This window comes from Maribacter algarum (ex Zhang et al. 2020) (assembly GCF_005885635.1).
GTDB lineage: Bacteria > Bacteroidota > Bacteroidia > Flavobacteriales > Flavobacteriaceae > Maribacter_C > Maribacter_C algarum.
The window spans coordinates 2,045,922-2,066,491 of sequence record NZ_VATY01000001.1 but is presented as its reverse complement, the minus strand read 5'-3'; the positions used below and the strand labels follow the sequence as shown (position 1 = coordinate 2,066,491).

Sequence of the window (20,570 nt, the reverse complement as noted above, 5' to 3'; positions counted from 1 at the left end):
TGAATCATTATCAACATATGTCTTTAACTTTTGCGACCAAGGGCCTTTAATCTAAAGGACCTTCGGGAGAAAAAGCAAGATTGTCATGACAATGACACATCTTGAATTGCCGCTCAACTTCAAATTAGACGTGATGTCAAATTGAAACAAAAATAGTATGGGTTATCACTCTAAGAAGGAGAGTATTAGGTATGTTTAAGAAAAACTGAAAATCAGTAGTAATTTAAGAAACAGATCAAATTGTGAATTGCAACAAGAAATAAATAGGGGATATAACGATTTACGCCCTATCTCGATTTTAATTAACGCTTACCTATCGGGACGCTATAAAATCGAGACAGGTTCCGGCGCAAGGTAAGTTATGGTAAGATTTGGGTTTGTAGTACGAAACTTCCCTTTGTCTGCTCACGATTAAGTACTGATTTAATTTATGTTAAAAATTGTTAAAAATTAAGGTGTTTGCAAATTGTTTGCAAATAAAAAGCCTCAGAAGTACCATATCCTCTGAGACCTTAAGTATACTAGTGATGGCACTAGGATTCGAACCTAGGACCGCCTGCTTAGAAGGCAGGTGCTCTATCCAGCTGAGCTATGCCACCGTTTTTTTCAAATGTGGGTGCAAACTTACTAAAAATTCTAGTTTCTGCTACTCTAAAAACCATCAAAAATTTAATAGAATTCAATCTAATTTAAAAGCCCTTGCCACTTGCCTCGAAGTTCCTAATCCTTCAATTCCCAACTCAACCTCATCACCGGGTTTTAGATAACGAGGTGGGTTAAATCCTAGACCTACACCAAATGGCGTTCCAGTAGAAATTATATCTCCTGGAAGCAAAGTCATAAATTGACTGATATAGCTAATTGATTCTGGAATATTAAAGACAAAATCGGAAGTATTACTGTTCTGTAATTGTTCTCCATTCACATTTAGCCATAAATTTAGATTGTGAGGGTCTGTAATTTCATCCTTGGTAGCAATAAAAGGACCCAAAGGCGCGAATGTATCACAGCTTTTTCCCTTTACCCACTGCCCTTCACGTTCTATTTGAAATTCCCGTTCGCTATAATCATTATGCAACACATACCCTGCCACATGATTCATGGCCTCTGACTCGGACACATAGGAAGCCTTTTTACCAATTACTACGGCTAATTCAACTTCCCAATCCGTTTTAGTGCTTCCTTTTGGAATAACCACGTCATCATTAGGGCCAACTATTGCTGAGGTTGCTTTGAAAAAAAGTACAGGTTCTTTCGGAATTGCCATACCCGCTTCCTCTGCATGTTTGGCATAGTTCAATCCAATACATACAATTTTAGACGGCCGACAAAGAGGAGCTCCCAAACGGGTGTTTTCATCTACTTTAGGACAATTATCCTTGTTCGCGTTCAACCAGTTTTGCAGTCTCTCCAAACTATCACCTCCAAAGAAATTTTCATCGTAATTTTGTCCAAAGCCAGTCACATCCAGACGTGTGCCATCTTCCAATTGCACTCCTGGTTTCTCACTGCCTATATCTCCAAATCGTATTAGCTTCATCCTATTATTTTTAATCTCCGTTTAACTTAATGAATCCTCCATCAATAGGGAAATCCGTTCCCGTAATGAATGAGGCTTCGTCTGAGCAAAGATAAAGTGCCAAATTGGCAACCTCGTTGGGTTTTCCCATACGCCCAATAGGTTGTGTTTGAGAAAGCTCCTTAAACTTTTCCTTTGTTGAATCAGGAAAATTATTTTTTAGATACCCATCCACGAAAGGTGTATGAATTCTTGCAGGTGAGATACTATTACAGCGTATTCCATAGTCCAAATAATCTTTTGCCACGGAATACATCATTGTGAGTGAAGCGCCTTTGGACATTGAATAGGCAAATCTATCTTTGATGCCTACCGTTGCGGCTATAGATGCCATATTAAGGATTACGCCTCCTTTTTCCTTCATGAAAGGAATTACGGCATGAATACAATTGTATACGCCTTTTACATTTACGCTATAAATTCTATCCAAGTCCGCCTCTGTTGTTTTCTCGACATTGCCGATGTGGGCAATACCTGCATTATTAATTAATATATCGATGGGTTTCCCTTCTCCAATTTCAGCGACGTTTTGAAGCACCTGTTCATGAATTGTAACATTGCAAGCGTGTGCCTCTGCCAAACCTCCTTCATTTTGAATCTTTTTAATTACCTCAGAAGCGGATTCTTCATTAAGTTCGAAAACATGAACCTTGGCGCCGTTGCCTGCCAAAGCGACCGAAATAGCTCGCCCTATTCCACTACCCCCCCCAGTAACTATCGCTGATTTTCCTTGAAGATTAAATTTCATTGATTGGCAATTTCACTTAAATATAGTTCAGTTTTTCGAAACAGAATCTTTCTTGGCAAACGAAGCCTGTATTTCTGGGTCAATACCTGTATTGATTTGTAAGGACGGATTGGCTATTCTTAACTGTTGAAGTGCCTCTTCAGTAACTTCCGTTTTCCATAAATAAATCTGTTCCAGATCTCCCATATTCCGGATAACGGATAGAGTATTATCACCGATCTGGGTGTCATATATTTTTAAGGTTCTTAGTTTGGAGAGCACCTTCAAAGTATCTGTCTCAGCATCGGTAATTGGAGTTCCATCAATCTCAAGCCACTCCAGGTTTTCAAAGGCAGCAATTTGACCCATTTCAACCTGACTTATCGGTAATCCGCTCACATCCATCTCTATGATATTTTGGGCAATTGACTTCAATTTCGTTACTAAATCTGAATGATACTCGGGCGGTTTATACATATTGATACTTAATGCGTCAACATTGCCCGCTAATCTTTTAATTGTCAAATAGTCAGAACTAAGCCTCGCAATGGTTGTATCGGCTACGGCAGGCAATTCTGCCCAAGTTCTCAGTTCATCCGGCTTTTTAAATTTCTCAATAAGTGCTGCAAGGGGTTCATCATTATCTAAATGACTAAACCGTAAAGTATCCGAAGCACCAAGGGCTATCCATCGTTCTAAGATTTGAATTTCATTTTCGGTAAGATTCTTTTCTCCCTCAGGGGGCATATGTTTTTCATCTGAAACTGGAAGATGCAACCTCTGAATCAATTCGCTTTCCTCAGAATTCCCAGGAATAATTGTCGCACCACTTTCACCTCCTTTTAAAAGTTGGGATAAACTGGTCATCAGTAATTCCCCTTTCTGTTTATTTGGATTATGACAATTTACACATGATTCATCAAGAATTCTTGCTACTATATCTTTATAAATCAATGGGTTTTCAGGAATTTCCTCTTGTCTCTTCTCAGTAGGAAGCGCCAAAAATTCTTCCCCATGGGTTACCATTCCCCCATAGTGTCCCGTGAAACCGATTATTATAGCTAAGGCAACTTGAAGAGCTTTGGTATAGATTTTCCCTCCTAAATCGGAAGCATGCAACCAATACCAGATAACAGCCAAAATTGCCGTTCCTCCTCCTAACCATTGGTGCCAAAAAAGTAAATCGCCTTTTGTGCTGGTTTCTGTTCCAAGGAAAAAACCTGAAATAGCGGTAATCAAAGCCGCAATTGTAGCAATGGTTAATAACAATTTGGGAATCGTTTTTCCTGTCAATCCCAAAAAAACAGCAATCAAAAGAAGTACAATGGGAAAATGTAGTACTACTGGATGCCATCGCCCCAACCAAGCCACAAGATTTGGTAATTCAATGTAAGATTCAAAAATCAGACAAAAAATAAGAAAGATGGAAAGGCCGAAAATCACATAATCTACCCACCGCGAGTTATTTGAGTCGGTCATAAATTATGCAAGTAAGTCTTTAACCACATTACCGGCCACATCGGTCAATCGAAAACGTCGGCCTTGGTATTTATATATCAACTGTTCGTGGTCGATACCCATTTGGTGCATCAAAGTAGCATGAAAATCATTAATATGGACCGGGTTCTCTACAACATTATACCCGAATTCATCCGTCTTGCCGTAATTGAGTCCGGGTTTGATACCCCCACCGGCCATCCAAATACTAAAAGCCCTTGGGTGATGGTCGCGACCATAGTTTTCTGGGTCAAACTTTCCCTGCGCAAAATTTCCTCGCCCAAATTCACCTCCCCAGATGACTAAAGTATCTTCCAACATTCCTCGTTGTTTTAAATCCATAACCAAAGCTGCGGAGGCTTGGTCAACATCTTTAGCTTGCCCAGCCATTTCATTATGCAAATTGCCATGTTGATCCCAGCCTTGGTGGTACAGCTGAATAAAACGAACACCATTTTCCGCTAATCTACGTGCTTGCAAAGCATTGGCGGCATACGTACCCGGAACTTGACAATCTTCACCATATAAATCGATAATTGATTGTGGTTCTTTAGATATATCCATTACATCAGGAACCGACATCTGCATGCGATACGCCATTTCGTATTGGGCAATGCGCGATTCTATTTCGTCATCTCCGGTTTCTACATGATGTAATTTGTTAAGTGAAGACACATGGTCTAATAAATGTCTTTTATCCGAACGTGAGATACCGTCTGGGTCATTTAAATACAATACGGGGTCTTTACCAGAACGCAATAGAACTCCCTGGTGCTTTGAATCCAAAAAGCCACTAGACCATAATTTAGAATACAAGCCTTGGCTATTTCCTTTTCCCCTCGAGGTCAGTACGACAAATGATGGAAGATTTTTATTTTCATTTCCAAGTCCGTAACTCATCCAAGAACCCATGCTGGGGCGGCCTGATATTTGGCTTCCTGTTTGAAAAAAGGTGATTGCTGGATCATGATTAATTGCTTCGGTATGCATACTGCGGATTACCGTAATATCATCTGCGATTTTTGCAATATGAGGGAAAAAGTCACTAATCCACGTTTGACTTTCACCATGTTGTTTGAAACCAATCTTAGGCGGCATTAAAGGAAATTTATCCTGATTTGCAGTCATGTTGGTCAAACGCTGGCCTTTTCTGATACTTTCAGGCAAATCTTCTCCCATGCGCTTTCTCAAAATCGGTTTATAATCAAAAGTTTCAAATTGAGAAGGTGCACCGGCTTGAAAGAGGTAAATAATCCGTTTGGCCTTTGGAGCAAAATGTGGTAGTGAAAGCGGCAGACCTGTCGTTTCATTTGTACCTCTTTTGAACAAATCAGGAATCAACAGAGACCCCAAAGCCAATGAACCTATACCAACACTAAGTTGCGAGAAAAAATGTCTCCTATTTACTTTTAATGGGTTTTCAGATTTCTTTTTTTCCTCTTCCATAATTATTCTTTTGTTATGGTTTCATCGAGATTATAAATGACTTGTGCTGTAAGCATCAACGCGGCTGTTTTGGATGGATCAACACCTAATTGTTTATATTCACCCAGAGAGGCTAAATCTTTCGCATCCTCTATATTCATTGAAAACTGTTCGAGCTCATCATGGTAATACTTATCTAGCATTAATAACTCGTTCTCTTTCGGAGAGCGTATTAGAATTCGTTCAAAAATATTTTTCACTATGGAATTATCATCAATTCCAGAAGCTATAGTGCTTTGAGATAAGACCCGTGCTGCCTCCAAAACTTGTATGTCATTTTGTAGAGCCAGTGCCTGCAAGGGAGTATTAGTTTTTTGCCTTCGAACCTCGCAAAAATCCCGTGTGGGAGCATCAAAAATACTCATACTAGCAGGTGGCAAAGTTCGTTTCCAGAGCGTGTAGAGCGAACGTCGGTATAACTTCTCACCCGTATCCGTAACATAAGTAGTCAAAACACCACGATTACCACCCGCATTGGTTTCCTCCCATAGGCCCGGAGGTTGATAAGGTTTAACACTTGGTCCACCAATTTCAGGATTCAACAATCCACTAGTAGCCAATATATAATCTCGAATCATTTCTCCACTCATTCGAAAGCGAGGTGCCCTTGCCAAAAGCTTATTCTCAGGGTCAATTTTCTTGAGTTCCGGTCTTAAGGTAGAACTTTGCTGATATGTTGCCGAAAGCATGATTTTCTTAAGGAGGTATTTGATATCCCAGTCGTGTTCCACGAAATCGACCGCTAGCCAGTCTAACAATTCGGGGTGCGTTGGTAAACTTCCCTGTACACCGAAATCTTCAGCTGTCTCGACTATGCCTCTACCGAAAACCATTCCCCAAATGCGATTTACAAAAACGCGTGCAGTTAACGGATTTTCTTTAGACGTAACCCATTTTGACAGTCCTAATCTGTTTTTTGGCAACTCTTCTGAAAAAGGATATATAATCTCAGGTGTATTTGGAATAACAGAATCAGTAGGCTGGTCATATTCACCACGATTTAATATAAAGGTAGTTTTGGGAGCTGAATCGTTCATGACCATTACTTTGATTTTCTTCCCTTTTTCGAGATTTACAAAATCTAGTACCCCTTCAGTTTCCTTTGATGTGAGTTCAATAAAAGGTGGGTCAGCAAAGAACTTCTGATTTGCCGCCTGAACGGCATCCATTTGAATTCCTTGTTCATCCACATAATTGAAAAAAGAGAAAAATTCAAAATAGTTTTTTTGTGAAATGGCGTCATACTTATGGTCATGACAACGAGCACATTCGAGGGTAAGTCCGAGAATCCCTTTGCCTAATGTGTTTGTCCGGTCCAATACGTAATTTGTACGATATTCTTCCTGTATGACCCCACCTTCTTGGGTAATCGGATGATTTCGATTAAAACCTGTGGCCAATATTTGTTCCTTCGTAGCATTGGGTAGCAAATCACCGGCCAATTGCCATGTCAAGAATTCATCATAAGGCAAGTTTTTGTTAAACGCATGGATTACCCAATCGCGCCATGGCCACATCGTTCGGTAACTATCATCTTGATATCCATGCGAGTCGGCATAACGTGCAAGGTCTAACCATGACTGCGTCATTCGCTCACCATAAGCTGGTAGGGCTAAAAATTTATCTATTGCTTTAGAAATAATATCTACGGTATCATTCTTTAGCAATTTGTCTATTACTTCCTGTTTTGGGGGAAGCCCGGTTAAGTCTAAACTAATTCTCCTCAGCAAGGACTTAGTCGGTTCTTTTTCAGAAGGTCTTAAGTTGTTATCCTTTAACTTTTCGAGTACAAAACCATCAATCTCGTTGTTGCCCCAGTTTGAATTTTCGGTAGCTGGAATATCTTTTTTTATCGGGGAAATATAAGCCCAATGCTTCTCGAACTTTCCACCTTGTTTAATCCATTTTTTGATAAGTTCCTTTTCATGCGATTTCAGTTTCAATTGGGAATCTGGTGGAGGCATCAACACATTGGGGTCATCAGAAACAATGTTGGAATAGATTTCACTTTCGTTTGGCTTACCTTGAACTATAGCAAACTTTCCTGGACTTTCTGGCAGCTCTGCATATGCATTCTCTGCTATATCAAGTCGCAGACCCGCTTTGCGCTTATTAGCATCGGGACCATGACAGGTATAACAATTATCTGAAAGGATAGGTTTTATATGGAAGTTGTAATCGACTACATCAGGCATCTTCATGCTGACATAATCATCAGGAGCGCCATCAAAAACACCAGACTTAAATGCCCATAAAAGAGCAGTTACTGACAAAAGAACAATTGCGATAGTGAGTTTTTGCCTCATAGAGTCTTAAATGTGTGAACATTTGGTCAGTATTAAAGATACTAAATATATAAACCGAAAATCCGAGGCAAAACCATATGACCAAAAGATTATTTCAATAGTTATCCTTTTTTGAAAACCAAATCAAACTTGATGTTTACTTCATCGCCAACAACAATCTGCCCAAACATAGCGGATGGAGGCTCTATTCCAAAGTCTTGAAGAACTATTTTTTTTCCTCCTTTGATATTCATAGTATTTCCCTCAGAAGCAATTTCAGCAGTTATTTCAACGTTTTTTGTCATTCCAGCTATTGTAAGGGCTCCGAATAAAGTTGATGTATTTTTTAGCTGCTCAAATACAAAGGACACTTTAGGGTGTTCTTCTTTTTTTAAGGCTGCGTGCATTTTTTTATCCATAGCAGCACCACGTTCACTAATGATATCAGCGACGGCAACCTTGAAATTAATGGCGATTAGAGATTCATTTTGTTGCATAAGATTCCCTTCCATTTTGTTAGCTGAAACTGTCCAACTATGAGCCGTGGAAGTGCCATCTATGGTCAACTTGCTCTCTGATGACAAATTGTATGAATCTTGAGCTAATCCGACCATCGAAAACCCAAAAAAGAGGAATAACGCTAGTATTTTTTTCATTGTGTCTAATCTTTTATTCATCCAAGACGGTCTGCCAGAATTTTTTCTGCTCTTCTTTAGACGGCTGAACTTTGGGGCTCATCAAACGGAAGCCAACAAAATTCGAATCGGTAAACCACCAAAAACTCTTCGGAATCTGTGGGTCTCTTTTTTGCAATTTCATGCTTGATGCCGATCTCGCCGCTGAACGAAGCGTTTTGGCATCATCATCCCAAGAACCCCCTCGATATACTCTAGGGTGAATTACTGTCGGAGTCACCCAAGGGTTACTCGATTCCAACGTGGTGTATGCCTCGGTTTTATATTCGTCTAATGTCCATTCCGCAGCATTCCCATGCATATCATATAAGCCCCATGCATTTGGTTTTTTCGTTCCTACTTTGGCGTATACTCCATTTGAATTTTTATAGTGCACGGCATGCTCATCAAGAGCAGCAATATCTCCAAAACTATAGGCAGTCGTACTGCCAGCCCTTGCCGCATACTCCCACTCAGCTTCTGTTGGCAAGCGATAGAACTTTCCTGTTACGGTACTCAACCATTTGCAGAATACCAACGCTGAATAGGCTGACATACTTACCGCTGGAAAACCCTCTTTACCCATTCCATATGAAGGATCTTCGTAAGGTGGGCTTGGTCTGGTTATGGCATCTATCTTCATGGTTCGGTCATCATCTAACTTTACGAACAATTCTTTGTTCTGTTTGAAAAAAAGCTCAAAGACATCCCAGGTAACTTCATACTTTCCCATATAAAAAGCATCTACAGACACCTCTCGTTGTGGACCTTCATCTGTCTTCCTTTCCGCTTCTGTCGCAGGACTTCCCATTAAAAAAGTTCCCTTAGGAATTTCAATCATATCAAAAGAAACCTCGGTTGCTGGAACTGTTTCGGTATAACTTTCCTGTACTTTTATCTTGGCAACAACATTTTTTTCCAGAGGATTTTTAGCAGAATCAGAAGTTCCGACAACTTTCTGTTTGGATTTACATGAGACAAGCAAAAGTGCCAATACGAAGAAGGCCATTTTGTGAATATTGGTTCTTTTCAAATTCATCATTGGAATACTAGTTTTCTAAAAATATTAAAAAATAAGCTAAAGCTTTCAATTCACTTCCGTAAACTATTGAGAACTCAAGATTTATATCAAAATATCTTAAATTTGATGTACTTCATGATATTATCTTGAAATCAATACAAGAACACAAAAATGAAAACAATGAAAAATACTGTTACAACCTTAGTCTTCTTATTAGTAGCTTTTAATGCATTTGCTCAACGAGAAATCGTCAAAGAATTAGATTCGTTTAACGAAATAAAAGCTTTTGACCGTATCAAAACAATTCTTATAAAAAGCGATAAAAACAAAGTAGTGATTACAGGAGACGACCAAGATGAAGTCAATATTTCATTAAAAGATGGAACCTTAAAAGTGAAGATGGAATTTGATAATCAAATGGATGGAGGAAATGTAACCGTAAAAGTATATCACTCAGAAACACTCACCTTTATTGATGCCAATGAAGGTGCAAAAATTTCTTCAGAAGATACCGCAAAAGGAGATGAAGTTAAAATTGCCGCACAGGAAGGCGGAACAATTGACCTTAATGTAGATATCGATAACCTAGAGGTCAAATCAACTTCAGGAGCGGAAATCACCTTAACAGGCAAGGCTACCATACAAGAGGCGATTGCCAACTCTGGTGGTAAAGTCTACAATGATAAATTAAAGACCATTGAAACCAAGGTAACCGTTCAAGCTGGTGGAAGCGCTAGCGTTCATGCTTCTGATAAAATGAATGCTAAAGTCAGAGCTGGAGGTTCTATTTATATTTATGGAAATCCAAAAGATTTAGAACGCGATAAAGTCTTTGGCGGTAAAATTAGGGTAATGGATTAAGTGGGTATCCTTTTAGAAATAATTACTAATCTATTGTTCAATATCAGAAGCATCAAAAGCAATTAACTCATTTTCTTGAAATTCTGGAGTTATTTGTATGGGGTTACAGCACACTTCGCAATCCTCAACATATATCTGTCTAACTACTGAAGGATCTAGAAGCATAGATATTTCTTCCCAACAATAAGGACATTGAAAAAAATGTTCATACATATTCGGAATGGTTTGAAAACAATTTTTGACCATCACAAAGTTAAGATTAATAGAAAATAAAAAAGGAAGCATTTCATGCTTCCTTTTTTATTCAGAGTTGTTATAATAATCAATTCTCTTTTTCAAATTTAGTATCCGCCATTCTGGTTTCTTTTGTCTCCCTTGATTTGACTCCCTTGGCATTTGACCTTGTTGGGTTGTATTTTGTATTTAAACTTATGTTATCACTATCAAAAGTTGCTAAGGCGTCCATTTTTAGCTCTTGTAAATTCTCATAAGAGTTGAATTTATTTCCTTGAAGTTGTACAAATTCAAGACCCTCAAGCTTTTCTAATCCTTCCGGAGCGGCACCTTCAAAATTGTTATATGCCAGAACAAGGTGGGAAAGCTGTTTTAATTTTCCAAGATCAACTTCTATTGTACCATTAAGTTTGTTTCCAAAAAGTTCAAGGCTTTTTAGTTTAGTTAGATTTTCCATTGTAATCGGCATATTCCCCTTTAAAAAATTACTTGACAGGTTTAAAACTTCTAAATTCTTCGCTTCCCCAATACTCTCGGGAATTGAACCTTCAAACATATTATTAAAAAGAACCAATTCTTGTAAGTTAGATAAGCTTCCTATCAATTTTGGTATTGTACCCTTCAATCGATTCATTTCAAGTTTCAATACCTTCAGCTCCCCAAGTTTAACAACTTCTAAAGGTAACTCCCCTGTTAACTTGTTAAAAGCTAAGTTTAAAACTTCTATTTCTTTTAGTTCTTTGATACTCTCTGGAATGGTCCCTTGAAGGTTATTTTTATGCAAATTCAATGCAACAACATGATTATTCATAATTGTAACGCCATGCCAACTATCTGGAGTTGTATTTAAATCCCAGGAAAAGGTCCACTCATCGCCAGAAGTTGAATTGTACAAATCTGTCAAGGCCTGAATTTCACTTTTGGAAATTTGGGCATTTGCTGAAGAAAAAGAAAGAATAAACAAGAGGAAGTTAAAGCAGAATAGGATTCGTTTCATACGGCTACTAATTATCATTCACACAAGTCTCCCATTAACAAAGAGTATGATTTTTCGAAAAATTCAAGTATATTCAGGGGGACATGTCATACACTTGGTATTTACCTAACGTATGATTTCGCATTTTCTGATAATTTCCTACGATTTTTTACAAAAAACCTTATTAACCCAATTAGGGGATGCTCTCACACCCCCTAAAACCAAACTACTAACTAGAAAAAAGAACTACTAATCCTCCTTACTTATTGTCAATATCGTCATCCTCGAATTTTGTATCCGCCATTCGAATTTTATCCTTATTCGGGTTGTCAAATTCAAAATTAAAATCATTACCTGCATCATGATCAAAGGCTAGAAGCTTTTCTACATTCATCTGTCTCAAACCGTTAAACGACTCAAATCTGTTATTCTGAATCTGTAATATTCTTAGACTAGCTAGTTGGCCAAATTCAATGGGAATTGCCCCGCCCAATCGATTATTGGCCAATACCAGCTCTTTTAGATTTGAGAGCTTACCCATTTCTGAAGGAATCGTTCCTTCCAATGCGTTTTCAAAAAGCCCTAAACTTTCCAACTTGCTCAAACTTCCCAGAGAATTGGGGATTTGACCTTTTAAATTGTTACTTGATAGATTCAAAACTTTCAAGTTTTTAAGACTTCCCAAACCCTCAGGAATATGCCCTGTCAAGAAGTTATTAAATGCTGTAAGCTCTTCTAATTTCTCCAACTGCCCTATTGTCTCCGGTAATTCGCCTTTTATCCTATTCATTTCTAATTTTAAGACTCTCAACGCAGTTATTTGAATCAACTGCTTTGGTAGTTCACCTGTAATGCCGTTGAAAGCAACGTTGAGATGCGTAAGGTTTTTAAATTCTCCAATACTTTCGGGCAAAACCCCAACAAGATTGTTATTGAATAAATCAATTACTACCACTGTACCTTCTTTTATTTTGACACCCTCCCAGTTCAAAACACTTTCCTCTAGATTCCATGAATTTTTCCAATTTTCACCATCCGTTTGCTCATAAAGGTCAAGCAAGGCCCGTTTCTCTTGTTCAGAAATTTGGGCATATGTAAGATTGAAAGTGGGTAAAAAAACCGCTAACACTAGTACAATACGGGTTATATGTAAAGTTTTAGAACTCATTTTACTTATTGTCGTTATCGTCTTCGTCGAACTTGGTATCCACTGTTCTTGTATCTTTTCTGCTATAGATATCCTTAAAATCTTTTCTTTCAAACTTATTAGTCCCATTATCGAAGTCGAATAATGCCAAATCCGAATCAACCGGAATACTGTTTTTTAAATGAGTTTGGTCAAAACCATTCCGCTGCAATTGCAACACCTTTAGGTTGGGCAGTGAGAAAACAAGTGAGGGAAATTCTCCTGAAAGTCTGTTCTCAGAAAGTACCAACATTTTTAAATTTGAGAGCGAACCTATCTGTTCTGGCACATTTCCATAAATATTATTGTCTGCTATTTCGAATCGCTCTAAGTTCTTTAAGTTTCCAATGTTTTCAGGAATACGACCTGTAATGTTATTATCGGAAATTGAAATAACCTTTAACTTCTTTAGCTTACCAAGACTTTTCGGGAGAATTCCGGAAACTTTGTTTGCAAAAAGGTCAAGAACAACCAACTTCTTTAAATTTCCTATTTCATGGGGAATACTTCCAGAGACTTTGTTTTTGCCTAAGCGTAGCACCGCTAAATCTTTAAGTTGCACAATACTTTTAGGGAGCTTCCCATGGATTGTATTGAAAGCAAGATTGAGAGCTTGAAGATTTTTCAACTCCCCTATTGATTCTGGTAGAATTCCTATCAAATTGTTATTCATCAAGTTGATAGAAACTACTCTGTTCCCTTTTATTTCAACACCTTGCCATGTGGAAACGTCTTTGGATAAATCCCAAGAACTTATCCAGTCATTGCCTTTAGTACTTGTATAAAGGTCTATCAAAGCCATTTTTTCCGTTTCAGGAATTTTGGCAAATACGCTGCTATATGAAATAAGGAATACTAATATGTACAGGTGTTTTTTCATTAATCTGATTTCGTATTATAAAATATTATATAAGAATTACCCTACAAATAAACGTGAATAATAAGATATAGTGCAAAAGATATCGACCAATTACACCTCCAAATATGTTTTTTGTTGTGAAATGCTAAAAAAGTGTTGTAAGAATTAAGCTACTTTTTAAAATCTTCTTTTAAGATACGTTTTCTAAATCTAATGTGAGCTTTTCCCACCTTTTCATAAGCTCTTCAAGATTAGCTTTCTTTTTTTGGTACTCTTCAAAAAAATTGGCTTTTGCGATAGTCGCATCATAGTCCATAAGCAGTTCATGGTCTATTACCGCGATTTCCTTTTCAAGGGCTGAGATATTGCTTTCAACGGTACTCAATTTATTTTTGAGGGATTTTAGCTTTTTCTGATCCTCAAAGCTTTGTTGTCCACTTTTGGGCTTCTCTTTGACTTTAGGCATGTGTTGTTTTTTTTCAATGGCTCTAAAATCCTCAACTTTACGCTGGTCCAAATAGTAATCAATATCGCCTAAATACTCTTTAATCTTTCTATCCTTAAATTCATAAACTTTATTGGTAAGCCCTTGAAGGAAATCTCTATCGTGGGATACTAGTATTAAAGTACCCTCAAAGTTTTGAAGCGCCTGCTTTAGAACATTTTTAGATTTAATGTCTAAGTGGTTGGTAGGTTCATCCATCACAAGAACATTAAATGGCTGCAATAGCATTTTTGCCAAGGCTAACCTATTTCGCTCGCCACCAGATAATACTTTAACAAATTTGTCCACATCGTCACCCCTAAAAAGAAAGGAGCCCAAAATGTCTCTCACTTTACTTCTGTTCTTTTCGTTAGCAGCATCAAGCATAGTATCATGGACGGTTTTGCTCCCATCTAAATACTCCGCTTGATTTTGGGCAAAATATCCAATTTGAACATTGTGACCTAGTTTTACTTTTCCTTCATGTTCCAATTCTCCAACCATAATTTTGGCCAATGTCGACTTTCCTTGTCCGTTCTGACCTACAAAAGCCGTCTTACTATCACGTTCAAGTAAAAGATTAATATTCTTTAAAACATGATTGTCACCATAACTTTTTGAAAGATTCTCAATTTCAGTTACTACCTTACCCGGTGTAATTGAAATCGGAAAGCGTACATTCATTACGCTATTATCATCTTCATCGACCTCGATACGCTCAATTTTGTCAAGCTTCTTAATCAACGACTGCGCCATTGAGGCTTTTGTTGATTTCGCTCGAAATTTTTCAATCAAACGCTCTGCTTGTTGAATCTCTTTTTCCTGATTCTTCTGCGCACTTAATTGCTGTTGTTTCATCTCATTTCTAAGCACCAAATATTTTGAATACGGTTTGTTGTAATCATAAATACGTCCGAGCGAAATCTCGATGGTTCGATTAGTTACATTGTCTAAAAACATTTTATCGTGCGAAACAATTACCACAGCGCCAGCATATCCTTTTAGAAAATTTTCTAACCATATAATTGATTCAATGTCCAGGTGATTCGTAGGCTCATCAAGGAGCAAAACATCATTGCTTTGTAAAAGCAGTTTTGCCAATTCAATCCGCATACGCCAACCTCCAGAAAAGGTTTCGGTTTTTTTATCGAAATCTTCACGCTTAAAACCCAAACCTTGAAGTATCTTTTCGGTTTCTCCTTGATAGTTATATCCCCCTAAAATTTCATAGTGATGCGTAATATCGCTTAAATCGATAATAAGTTGATTGTAGCTTTCGCTTTCATAATCGGTTCGTTCTGCAAGCTGATGATTGATTTCATCTAATCTTAGCTCAAGGGCTTTGATTTCCACAAATGCCTGATATGATTCCTCTAAAACCGTGCGCCCTTGTTCAAAGTCGATATCTTGCCGTAGAAAGCCAATCTTTATATCTTTTTCTTTAGCTATGGTACCTGTATCATACTGCATATCCCCTACCAACAACTTCAACAAGGTTGACTTTCCAGCCCCATTTTTTCCGATAAGTCCGACACGATCACCGCCATTCAATCGGAACGATATCTCCTCGAATAAATATTCTCCTCCAAAAGACACGGAAAGGTTATGGATATTAAGCATTTTTTGTGATGATTGTTACATTAAAAAAGTAGGCGAACCTGTACTTTTGTACAAAGATTCTGCAAATGTTAAAAAAAGGAAACAAACTATACAGCATTTTAACAGGAAGTTGCCCTAAATGTCATCAAGAGAGTATGTATGTGAATAAAAACCCATACAAGCCAGGACATTTATTCAAGATGCACCAGCGTTGTTCGAATTGCAATACGAAGTATAAAATTGAGCCTTCCTTTTTTTATGGTGCAATGTATGTCAGTTATGGAGTGGGAATTGCTTTTGCTGTTGCTGCCTTTGTAATTTCAAAGTTACTTTTGGGAGCTGATTTAATTACTACTTTCATTGCCATTACAGCCACCATGGTCGGCTTTATGCCAGTAATCATCAGATTATCACGAAATATTTGGATAAACTTTTTTTTCAAATACGATTCTGAAGCTGCTCAAGCTAGTTCTTAAAGTGTTTCTTCGTAAAACGGTATATATCCATTTCTGGATAAACAGCTTTTCCTTTTTCAATCAAGTTCAATAGATGATCGGAAGCAAAGGGAGCAATCATAACTCCTCTTGAACCAAATCCGTTTAAAACGTACAAGTTTTCATACTTGGGATGCTTTCCCACCAAAGGTCTTCTGTCGGTTACCGTGGGACGAATTCCCGCCAATTGACCCACTATCTGATAATCACATTTTAAAAAGGCATCCAATTTTTGAAGCAACTCGATTTTTGATGCCTCGGTAGGGAGGTTAGTGGTGTCTTTCCATTTGTAGGTTGCTCCTACTCTATATAAATCATCTTTCCAAGGAATTAAAAAGATAGATGATTTAATGGTATTGGTTTCCTTTAAATCGGGAGCTTTAATAGTCAGGTATTCTCCTTTTGTACTCGTAAGGGGCAAGTAGCTGAAATAGGGGTTCTTTTTTAGCCCGAAGCCTTCGGCAAAGACAATCTGTTTTGCCTGTATTGATTTATAAGAAATTTTTTCTGAAGCAATATGTAAAGTTGCGTGGTCAAAAGTATCTTCAAAGAGCAAATCTTTGGAAAGCAAAAAATTGCTATAGGAAGAAAGCAATAGTTTGGTGTCAATTCTACCGGTATGAAGGACTTCTCCTAACCCGAAGGGGGCGTCAATATTCGGGTTTTTATTTTTTAGTATTTCAGGGGATAAATAATGCCTTAGCCCTATTTTATCAGAAACTTCAAACCACAAATTCTGTTCTTCGATTGAGGCAAACCTTCTTAACACAGGTACTTGATAATCTAATGTTACGCCCAACTTCTTTTCTAAAGATTTGTAAAAAGGGATAGCCATATCCAATTGCTCTTTCGCATTCCAGGCCATCGTAAAGCGTTTTAGAATAACTGGGTTGTACAATCCACCTGCTACAATAGAAGAAGTCTGTGAGGTATCGCTAATGACTTTAAAGGTTTTGCCACTTTGCTCAAGCCGTTCGCAGAATGATACTCCGGCAAGCCCAAGACCCACAACTAGATAGTCTAACATGCAGCAAAGTTACAAAGGCAGTAGGAATTAATTGGAACAAAAAAAGTCCCCAACGGAAACGTTGGGGACTTTTCATATATTCTTGAATTGGAATTCAAATAATTGTTTTGCTTTGAGCTAGTAGCTCCACATGTCTTGCTCTCTATCTCTGATGACCTCTTTAATTCTTTTGGCCTCCAGTAATTGGAACAAGGCATTATCAGCAACGTAATCGTTAACCTTTCGGTCACCGTGAACGTTGTCTTCTTTATAAATTACGCCGTTAAACCTTCTTGCATTCAGCAACATATCAAAAGATATGGGTTGTGCGGAATTACGCTGATTGAATACCTTAGCTTCATGAAGTATCTGTCTTGAATCTGGATACCATATCCAGAAAAGTGCTACTTTGTTAGCATTGATATCCATTGATTCATCATCGATAAAGTTGACATCTGGCGCAACAGGAGCGATACCTAATAAACGGTATTTTAATTCTCCTTGGCGTTTGTCAAAATACCACATTCCTTTTATGCGATACTCTTCAATATCTGCAGCAGTAAGTTCTCTTTCGTTGATATATTCCTCAGAAAGTTCTTCACCCGCATTTATCTGCTCGTATCCGTAATCGGTTGTGTCTCTCTTCTTTAATGTAGCCGCTAAATCACCATAAACTCTTTTTTCTGTAAAATAAGAATCTGCATATGCATCCAATTTACCGCTCTTAACATTTTTTATCAAAACGTGAAATAAAGACCTTCTATCAGATCCTATATCAACAGTATCCGTTGGATAGTACATAGGGAAATTTACACGCTCATCTAAATCGATGGTTTCCCATACAGTTTTAGACCAGAGGATATCTCTATCATCTACATAACCATACTCTAATGGAGCATCATTATCTAGTGCTTTTTGAGCTTCAGTCTTAATACCTATTTCTTGAGGCTTCTTCGCGTTCAATATGTTCGCTTGGGCCATCATTGAAGCAGGCAATAAGGTTACAGCTCCGATTAGTAAAACATTCTTCCAATTCATGTTTGAATCAATTTAAAATTACCGAGCGACTTACGCCGCTCGGTTATCTATTAGTATTAGTTTGTAATCTCCACAACTACAGGAGATACTTTCTTTAATTTATACGTTTTGTTATTGCTTATGTAAGCACTGATATCAAAGATTTGTACAGCATCGCCGCGCTTCGCTCTTTTCAAGGCCGACTTAGCTCTAGAATCTAATCTACCACCTTTAATAACTACTGTAGGTTGACCTGGTACTTTGAATTTGAATCCACTTACTTTCAGATTTAAATCAAAATCAAAGTCTTCTAAAATAGCACCAACTGTAGACTTCTCTAAGTTAGCTCTTCCCATTTTAGCACTACCAGTTTCTCCTCGTATAGAACCAGATGGTCTTGGAATATCTTTAATTCTGAATTCAGATCTAGAAGATACTTTTTGTCCATCAGGCAAAGTACCAGAAGCAGTAATAGTCACTGTTCTACCTTTACCAGGATTCATTACATACTTGCTACCACTACTCTTTCTAAGACCAGTTGCTGAAGCACTAACCTTATTGTTCGGGATGCCAGGTATAGAGATACTCATTGGGTTGGCTACACCACGATAAACAACGTTCATCTTGTCTGCAGCGATTAAAGCAGCATTAGGCTTAGAAATGGTTGCGAAAGAATTCTTTACAGGAACTTCAATCTCTTCACCATCTTGCTTGAAAAATAACTTTCCAGCTACTTCATGGTCTCCGGCAGCACCAGAACCAATAAGCATTTTAACACCACCAGCTTCAATTTTATAGTCTCTTCCTTCAGAAAGCTTTCTTCCATCAAGAGTCAACTCAGCTCTAACCGGCGTTGATGAATTGTCAGTTTTGCTAATGATAATTTTACCATCATACTTCTCGCCTGTATAGTAAGCAGACTTCTTAGCGAAAAGTGAAGTAGCGAAGTTCTTCAAAGATACCTGATCAGTTAATTCACCTGCTAACATTGTCTTTAAAGCATCCTCCTCAGTTGCTCTAATATCAGCTTGCATAGCGGTAAGTTTTGTCAATGAAGCTACTAAAGGAAACCTTTCGTAGTTATAGTTAAGCCAATCTATTTTTTCACCACTACGGTTTTCTACTTTACCGTTCTCATCTCCAGTTTGGAAACGTGATTTAATATTTGATTGTACTTCCTTGTCTTTTACCAGTTTGATAACACCATCACGATACGAATTGATTCTATTTAAGAAATCTTCTCCTTCCGGTGTAAGGTTATCACCTTGCCAAAATTTACTGTCAAGAAAATCAGACTTATCCATTACTTGATAGTCCGTTGGATCTTCAATATCTTTAACTGCTGCGTCTTTCAGACCTTGCAAGTAGTCGTAGTACTCCTGTGACATTGATTTGATTTTCTTAGCATTGTCGTAAAGAGGGCCATACTTGGCCGTATCTTCACCTGCTTTTGTTGCTAAACCATCTAAGAAAGCTAGGTTACTTTCTGTGGTTTTTGCATTAGAAGCTTCCATCTTTTCGGTCATAATACCGAAAGCAGCTAGAACTTCTTTACTCATATTTAGGGCCAACATCGCGATGAAGATCAAATACATAAGGTTGATCATCTTCTGACGTGGTGTTGCTTTTCCTCCTGCCATGTTTTCTAATTGGTTTTAATTATTATTTGATTTGGGGTCGTTATAACTAAAACTCAATTAGTTTCTGGTCATTGCGGTTAACATTCCACCGTATACTCCATTCAATGAAGAAAGGTTGGTAGCTAAAGATTCCATTTGCTCTTTCAAAGCAGCAGCATTTTGCAATTGCTCTTCGTTAGCTGTAGCTTGTTTACTAGCACTTTCTAATTGTACTTTGTAAAGGCTGTTCAAAGATTCCATCTGAGCGGCAGCTTGTACCATTTCATCAGAATACTTACGAGTAGATTCCATTGCATCAACTGTTGGAGCAATACCTTTGGCAGCACCTTCGAAGTTTCTAATACTAGAACCTAAGCTCTCCATAAGCTGTGCATCAACACCAGCTTCAGCTAAAAGATTATCCAATTTAGCAGATAAAGAAGCTTCAGTTTCTTTGATTTCAGCAAGTTCGTTGCTTTGAGCTCCGGTAGAAGCACCACCAGCTAATTCTGGGTATACTAAAGACCAATCGTACTCGTCATCTACTGGTTCGAATGCACTAATTGCAAAAATAAGTGCTTCAGTAATAAGACCTACTGCAAGTAATAAACCACCAGTAAGTGGACCGAACTCCCAGTGAAGGATTTTAAATAATGCTCCGATAATAACTACCGATGCTCCAAGGCCATAGGCCATGTTAAAAAGTTTCTTTGTTGATTTTGACTGTGCCATAATTAATAGTTTAATTTAAGATTTAATGTTAATAAAAAGATTTGGTTAACGTTGCTTCCGAACTATTCGGAAATTTTTTTGGATTTGTGTATTTGAATTATTGTATTTAAGCTTTTTGTAACGCTAACTCTTTCTCAATTTTCAAGACCGCCATAGTCTCTTAAAATGTTGATATAAAATTAGTAGTTACTTTTCATTTTTGAAATACCCGTAAAAGTGTATTTATTTCTACTGG

General features: G+C 37.8%; 18 protein-coding genes and 1 tRNA gene. 2 read left to right on the top strand and 17 right to left on the bottom strand.

Annotated elements, in window-relative coordinates; genetic code table 11:
* Positions 1-525: 525 nt before the first annotated feature.
* The 8 genes from FEE95_RS08945 to FEE95_RS08910 all read right to left on the bottom strand — a co-directional run bounded on the left by FEE95_RS08945 (position 526) and on the right by FEE95_RS08910 (position 9,289).
* Positions 526-599 (bottom strand) — tRNA-Arg (locus FEE95_RS08945).
* 80 nt (positions 600-679) lie between these two features.
* Complete coding sequence (locus FEE95_RS08940; RefSeq protein WP_138657517.1) at positions 680-1,540, bottom strand: fumarylacetoacetate hydrolase family protein; 861 nt, start codon at positions 1,538-1,540, stop codon at positions 680-682.
* A gap of 10 nt (positions 1,541-1,550) precedes the next feature.
* A complete protein-coding gene (locus tag FEE95_RS08935) occupies positions 1,551-2,327 on the bottom strand; it encodes an SDR family NAD(P)-dependent oxidoreductase (protein ID WP_138657516.1) in 777 nt (258 codons plus the stop codon).
* 27 nt (positions 2,328-2,354) lie between these two features.
* Positions 2,355-3,785, bottom strand: a complete 1,431-nt coding sequence (locus FEE95_RS08930; protein WP_138657515.1) for a c-type cytochrome domain-containing protein — start codon at positions 3,783-3,785, stop codon at positions 2,355-2,357.
* A gap of 3 nt (positions 3,786-3,788) precedes the next feature.
* Positions 3,789-5,249, bottom strand: coding sequence for a DUF1501 domain-containing protein (locus FEE95_RS08925; protein ID WP_138657514.1), 1,461 nt, complete (start codon positions 5,247-5,249; stop codon positions 3,789-3,791).
* 2 nt (positions 5,250-5,251) lie between these two features.
* Complete coding sequence (locus FEE95_RS08920) at positions 5,252-7,594, bottom strand: PSD1 and planctomycete cytochrome C domain-containing protein (RefSeq protein WP_138657513.1); 2,343 nt, start codon at positions 7,592-7,594, stop codon at positions 5,252-5,254.
* A 101-nt stretch (positions 7,595-7,695) separates the two neighbouring features.
* Positions 7,696-8,229: a YceI family protein gene (locus tag FEE95_RS08915; RefSeq protein ID WP_171037010.1), complete on the bottom strand. Its 534-nt coding sequence runs from the start codon at positions 8,227-8,229 to the stop codon at positions 7,696-7,698.
* Between the two features lie 13 nt (positions 8,230-8,242).
* Positions 8,243-9,289 carry a formylglycine-generating enzyme family protein gene (locus FEE95_RS08910; protein ID WP_238474532.1) on the bottom strand — a complete coding sequence of 349 codons (1,047 nt, stop codon included), beginning with the start codon at positions 9,287-9,289 and terminating at the stop codon, positions 8,243-8,245.
* 159 nt (positions 9,290-9,448) lie between these two features.
* On the opposite strand from FEE95_RS08910, the gene FEE95_RS08905 reads away from it, so the two are divergent.
* Complete coding sequence (locus tag FEE95_RS08905) at positions 9,449-10,129, top strand: head GIN domain-containing protein (protein WP_171037009.1); 681 nt, start codon at positions 9,449-9,451, stop codon at positions 10,127-10,129.
* A 30-nt stretch (positions 10,130-10,159) separates the two neighbouring features.
* Here FEE95_RS08905 and FEE95_RS08900 read toward each other — a convergent pair whose 3' ends face one another.
* The 5 genes from FEE95_RS08900 to FEE95_RS08880 all read right to left on the bottom strand — a co-directional run bounded on the left by FEE95_RS08900 (position 10,160) and on the right by FEE95_RS08880 (position 15,488).
* The gene (locus FEE95_RS08900; protein ID WP_138657603.1) at positions 10,160-10,342 is read right to left on the bottom strand and encodes a CPXCG motif-containing cysteine-rich protein; all 183 of its coding nucleotides are present in this window, start codon (positions 10,340-10,342) and stop codon (positions 10,160-10,162) included.
* Between the two features lie 109 nt (positions 10,343-10,451).
* Positions 10,452-11,360, bottom strand: coding sequence for a leucine-rich repeat domain-containing protein (locus FEE95_RS08895; RefSeq protein WP_171037008.1), 909 nt, complete (start codon positions 11,358-11,360; stop codon positions 10,452-10,454).
* Positions 11,361-11,598: 238 nt separating this feature from the next.
* Positions 11,599-12,507: a leucine-rich repeat domain-containing protein gene (locus FEE95_RS08890; protein ID WP_138657509.1), complete on the bottom strand. Its 909-nt coding sequence runs from the start codon at positions 12,505-12,507 to the stop codon at positions 11,599-11,601.
* Position 12,508: 1 nt separating this feature from the next.
* On the bottom strand, positions 12,509-13,405 hold the full coding sequence (locus FEE95_RS08885) for a leucine-rich repeat domain-containing protein (protein ID WP_138657508.1): 897 nt from the start codon (positions 13,403-13,405) through the stop codon (positions 12,509-12,511).
* A 169-nt stretch (positions 13,406-13,574) separates the two neighbouring features.
* Positions 13,575-15,488 carry an ABC-F family ATP-binding cassette domain-containing protein gene (locus FEE95_RS08880; RefSeq protein WP_138657507.1) on the bottom strand — a complete coding sequence of 638 codons (1,914 nt, stop codon included), beginning with the start codon at positions 15,486-15,488 and terminating at the stop codon, positions 13,575-13,577.
* A 65-nt stretch (positions 15,489-15,553) separates the two neighbouring features.
* Here FEE95_RS08880 and FEE95_RS08875 point away from each other — a divergent pair, with 65 nt between their 5' ends.
* Positions 15,554-15,943 (top strand): DUF983 domain-containing protein, encoded by a 390-nt coding sequence (locus FEE95_RS08875; RefSeq protein WP_138657506.1) that lies wholly within the window; start codon positions 15,554-15,556, stop codon positions 15,941-15,943.
* Here FEE95_RS08875 and FEE95_RS08870 read toward each other — a convergent pair.
* The 4 genes from FEE95_RS08870 to porL form a co-directional block, all read right to left on the bottom strand.
* Positions 15,933-16,988, bottom strand: coding sequence for an NAD(P)/FAD-dependent oxidoreductase (locus FEE95_RS08870; RefSeq protein WP_138657505.1), 1,056 nt, complete (start codon positions 16,986-16,988; stop codon positions 15,933-15,935). The two genes, FEE95_RS08875 and FEE95_RS08870, sit on opposite strands and share 11 nt — an antisense overlap.
* Before the next feature lie 117 nt (positions 16,989-17,105).
* Positions 17,106-18,005 carry a type IX secretion system ring subunit PorN/GldN gene (gene porN, locus FEE95_RS08865; protein WP_138657504.1) on the bottom strand — a complete coding sequence of 300 codons (900 nt, stop codon included), beginning with the start codon at positions 18,003-18,005 and terminating at the stop codon, positions 17,106-17,108.
* Positions 18,006-18,061: 56 nt separating this feature from the next.
* Positions 18,062-19,624 carry a type IX secretion system motor protein PorM/GldM gene (porM, locus tag FEE95_RS08860; RefSeq protein ID WP_138657503.1) on the bottom strand — a complete coding sequence of 521 codons (1,563 nt, stop codon included), beginning with the start codon at positions 19,622-19,624 and terminating at the stop codon, positions 18,062-18,064.
* Between the two features lie 57 nt (positions 19,625-19,681).
* Positions 19,682-20,335 carry a type IX secretion system motor protein PorL/GldL gene (gene porL / locus FEE95_RS08855; protein ID WP_138657502.1) on the bottom strand — a complete coding sequence of 218 codons (654 nt, stop codon included), beginning with the start codon at positions 20,333-20,335 and terminating at the stop codon, positions 19,682-19,684.
* Positions 20,336-20,570: the final 235 nt, after the last annotated feature.

Excerpts from the sequence above, each read along its gene's own strand:
- FEE95_RS08930 (WP_138657515.1), bottom strand. The coding sequence starts at position 3,785 with ATGACCGACTCAAATAACTCGCGGTGGGTAGATTATGTGATTTTCGGC.
- porM (WP_138657503.1), bottom strand. The coding sequence starts at position 19,624 with ATGGCAGGAGGAAAAGCAACACCACGTCAGAAGATGATCAACCTTATG.
- FEE95_RS08890 (WP_138657509.1), bottom strand. The coding sequence starts at position 12,507 with ATGAGTTCTAAAACTTTACATATAACCCGTATTGTACTAGTGTTAGCG.
- FEE95_RS08900 (WP_138657603.1), bottom strand. The coding sequence starts at position 10,342 with ATGTATGAACATTTTTTTCAATGTCCTTATTGTTGGGAAGAAATATCT.
- FEE95_RS08875 (WP_138657506.1), top strand. The coding sequence starts at position 15,554 with ATGTTAAAAAAAGGAAACAAACTATACAGCATTTTAACAGGAAGTTGC.
- FEE95_RS08885 (WP_138657508.1), bottom strand. The coding sequence starts at position 13,405 with ATGAAAAAACACCTGTACATATTAGTATTCCTTATTTCATATAGCAGC.
- FEE95_RS08920 (WP_138657513.1), bottom strand. The coding sequence starts at position 7,594 with ATGAGGCAAAAACTCACTATCGCAATTGTTCTTTTGTCAGTAACTGCT.
- porL (WP_138657502.1), bottom strand. The coding sequence starts at position 20,335 with ATGGCACAGTCAAAATCAACAAAGAAACTTTTTAACATGGCCTATGGC.
- FEE95_RS08915 (WP_171037010.1), bottom strand. The coding sequence starts at position 8,229 with ATGAAAAAAATACTAGCGTTATTCCTCTTTTTTGGGTTTTCGATGGTC.
- FEE95_RS08935 (WP_138657516.1), bottom strand. The coding sequence starts at position 2,327 with ATGAAATTTAATCTTCAAGGAAAATCAGCGATAGTTACTGGGGGGGGT.
- FEE95_RS08870 (WP_138657505.1), bottom strand. The coding sequence starts at position 16,988 with ATGTTAGACTATCTAGTTGTGGGTCTTGGGCTTGCCGGAGTATCATTC.
- FEE95_RS08895 (WP_171037008.1), bottom strand. The coding sequence starts at position 11,360 with ATGAAACGAATCCTATTCTGCTTTAACTTCCTCTTGTTTATTCTTTCT.
- FEE95_RS08910 (WP_238474532.1), bottom strand. The coding sequence starts at position 9,289 with ATGATGAATTTGAAAAGAACCAATATTCACAAAATGGCCTTCTTCGTA.
- FEE95_RS08880 (WP_138657507.1), bottom strand. The coding sequence starts at position 15,488 with ATGCTTAATATCCATAACCTTTCCGTGTCTTTTGGAGGAGAATATTTA.
- FEE95_RS08905 (WP_171037009.1), top strand. The coding sequence starts at position 9,449 with ATGAAAAATACTGTTACAACCTTAGTCTTCTTATTAGTAGCTTTTAAT.
- FEE95_RS08925 (WP_138657514.1), bottom strand. The coding sequence starts at position 5,249 with ATGGAAGAGGAAAAAAAGAAATCTGAAAACCCATTAAAAGTAAATAGG.
- FEE95_RS08940 (WP_138657517.1), bottom strand. The coding sequence starts at position 1,540 with ATGAAGCTAATACGATTTGGAGATATAGGCAGTGAGAAACCAGGAGTG.
- porN (WP_138657504.1), bottom strand. The coding sequence starts at position 18,005 with ATGAATTGGAAGAATGTTTTACTAATCGGAGCTGTAACCTTATTGCCT.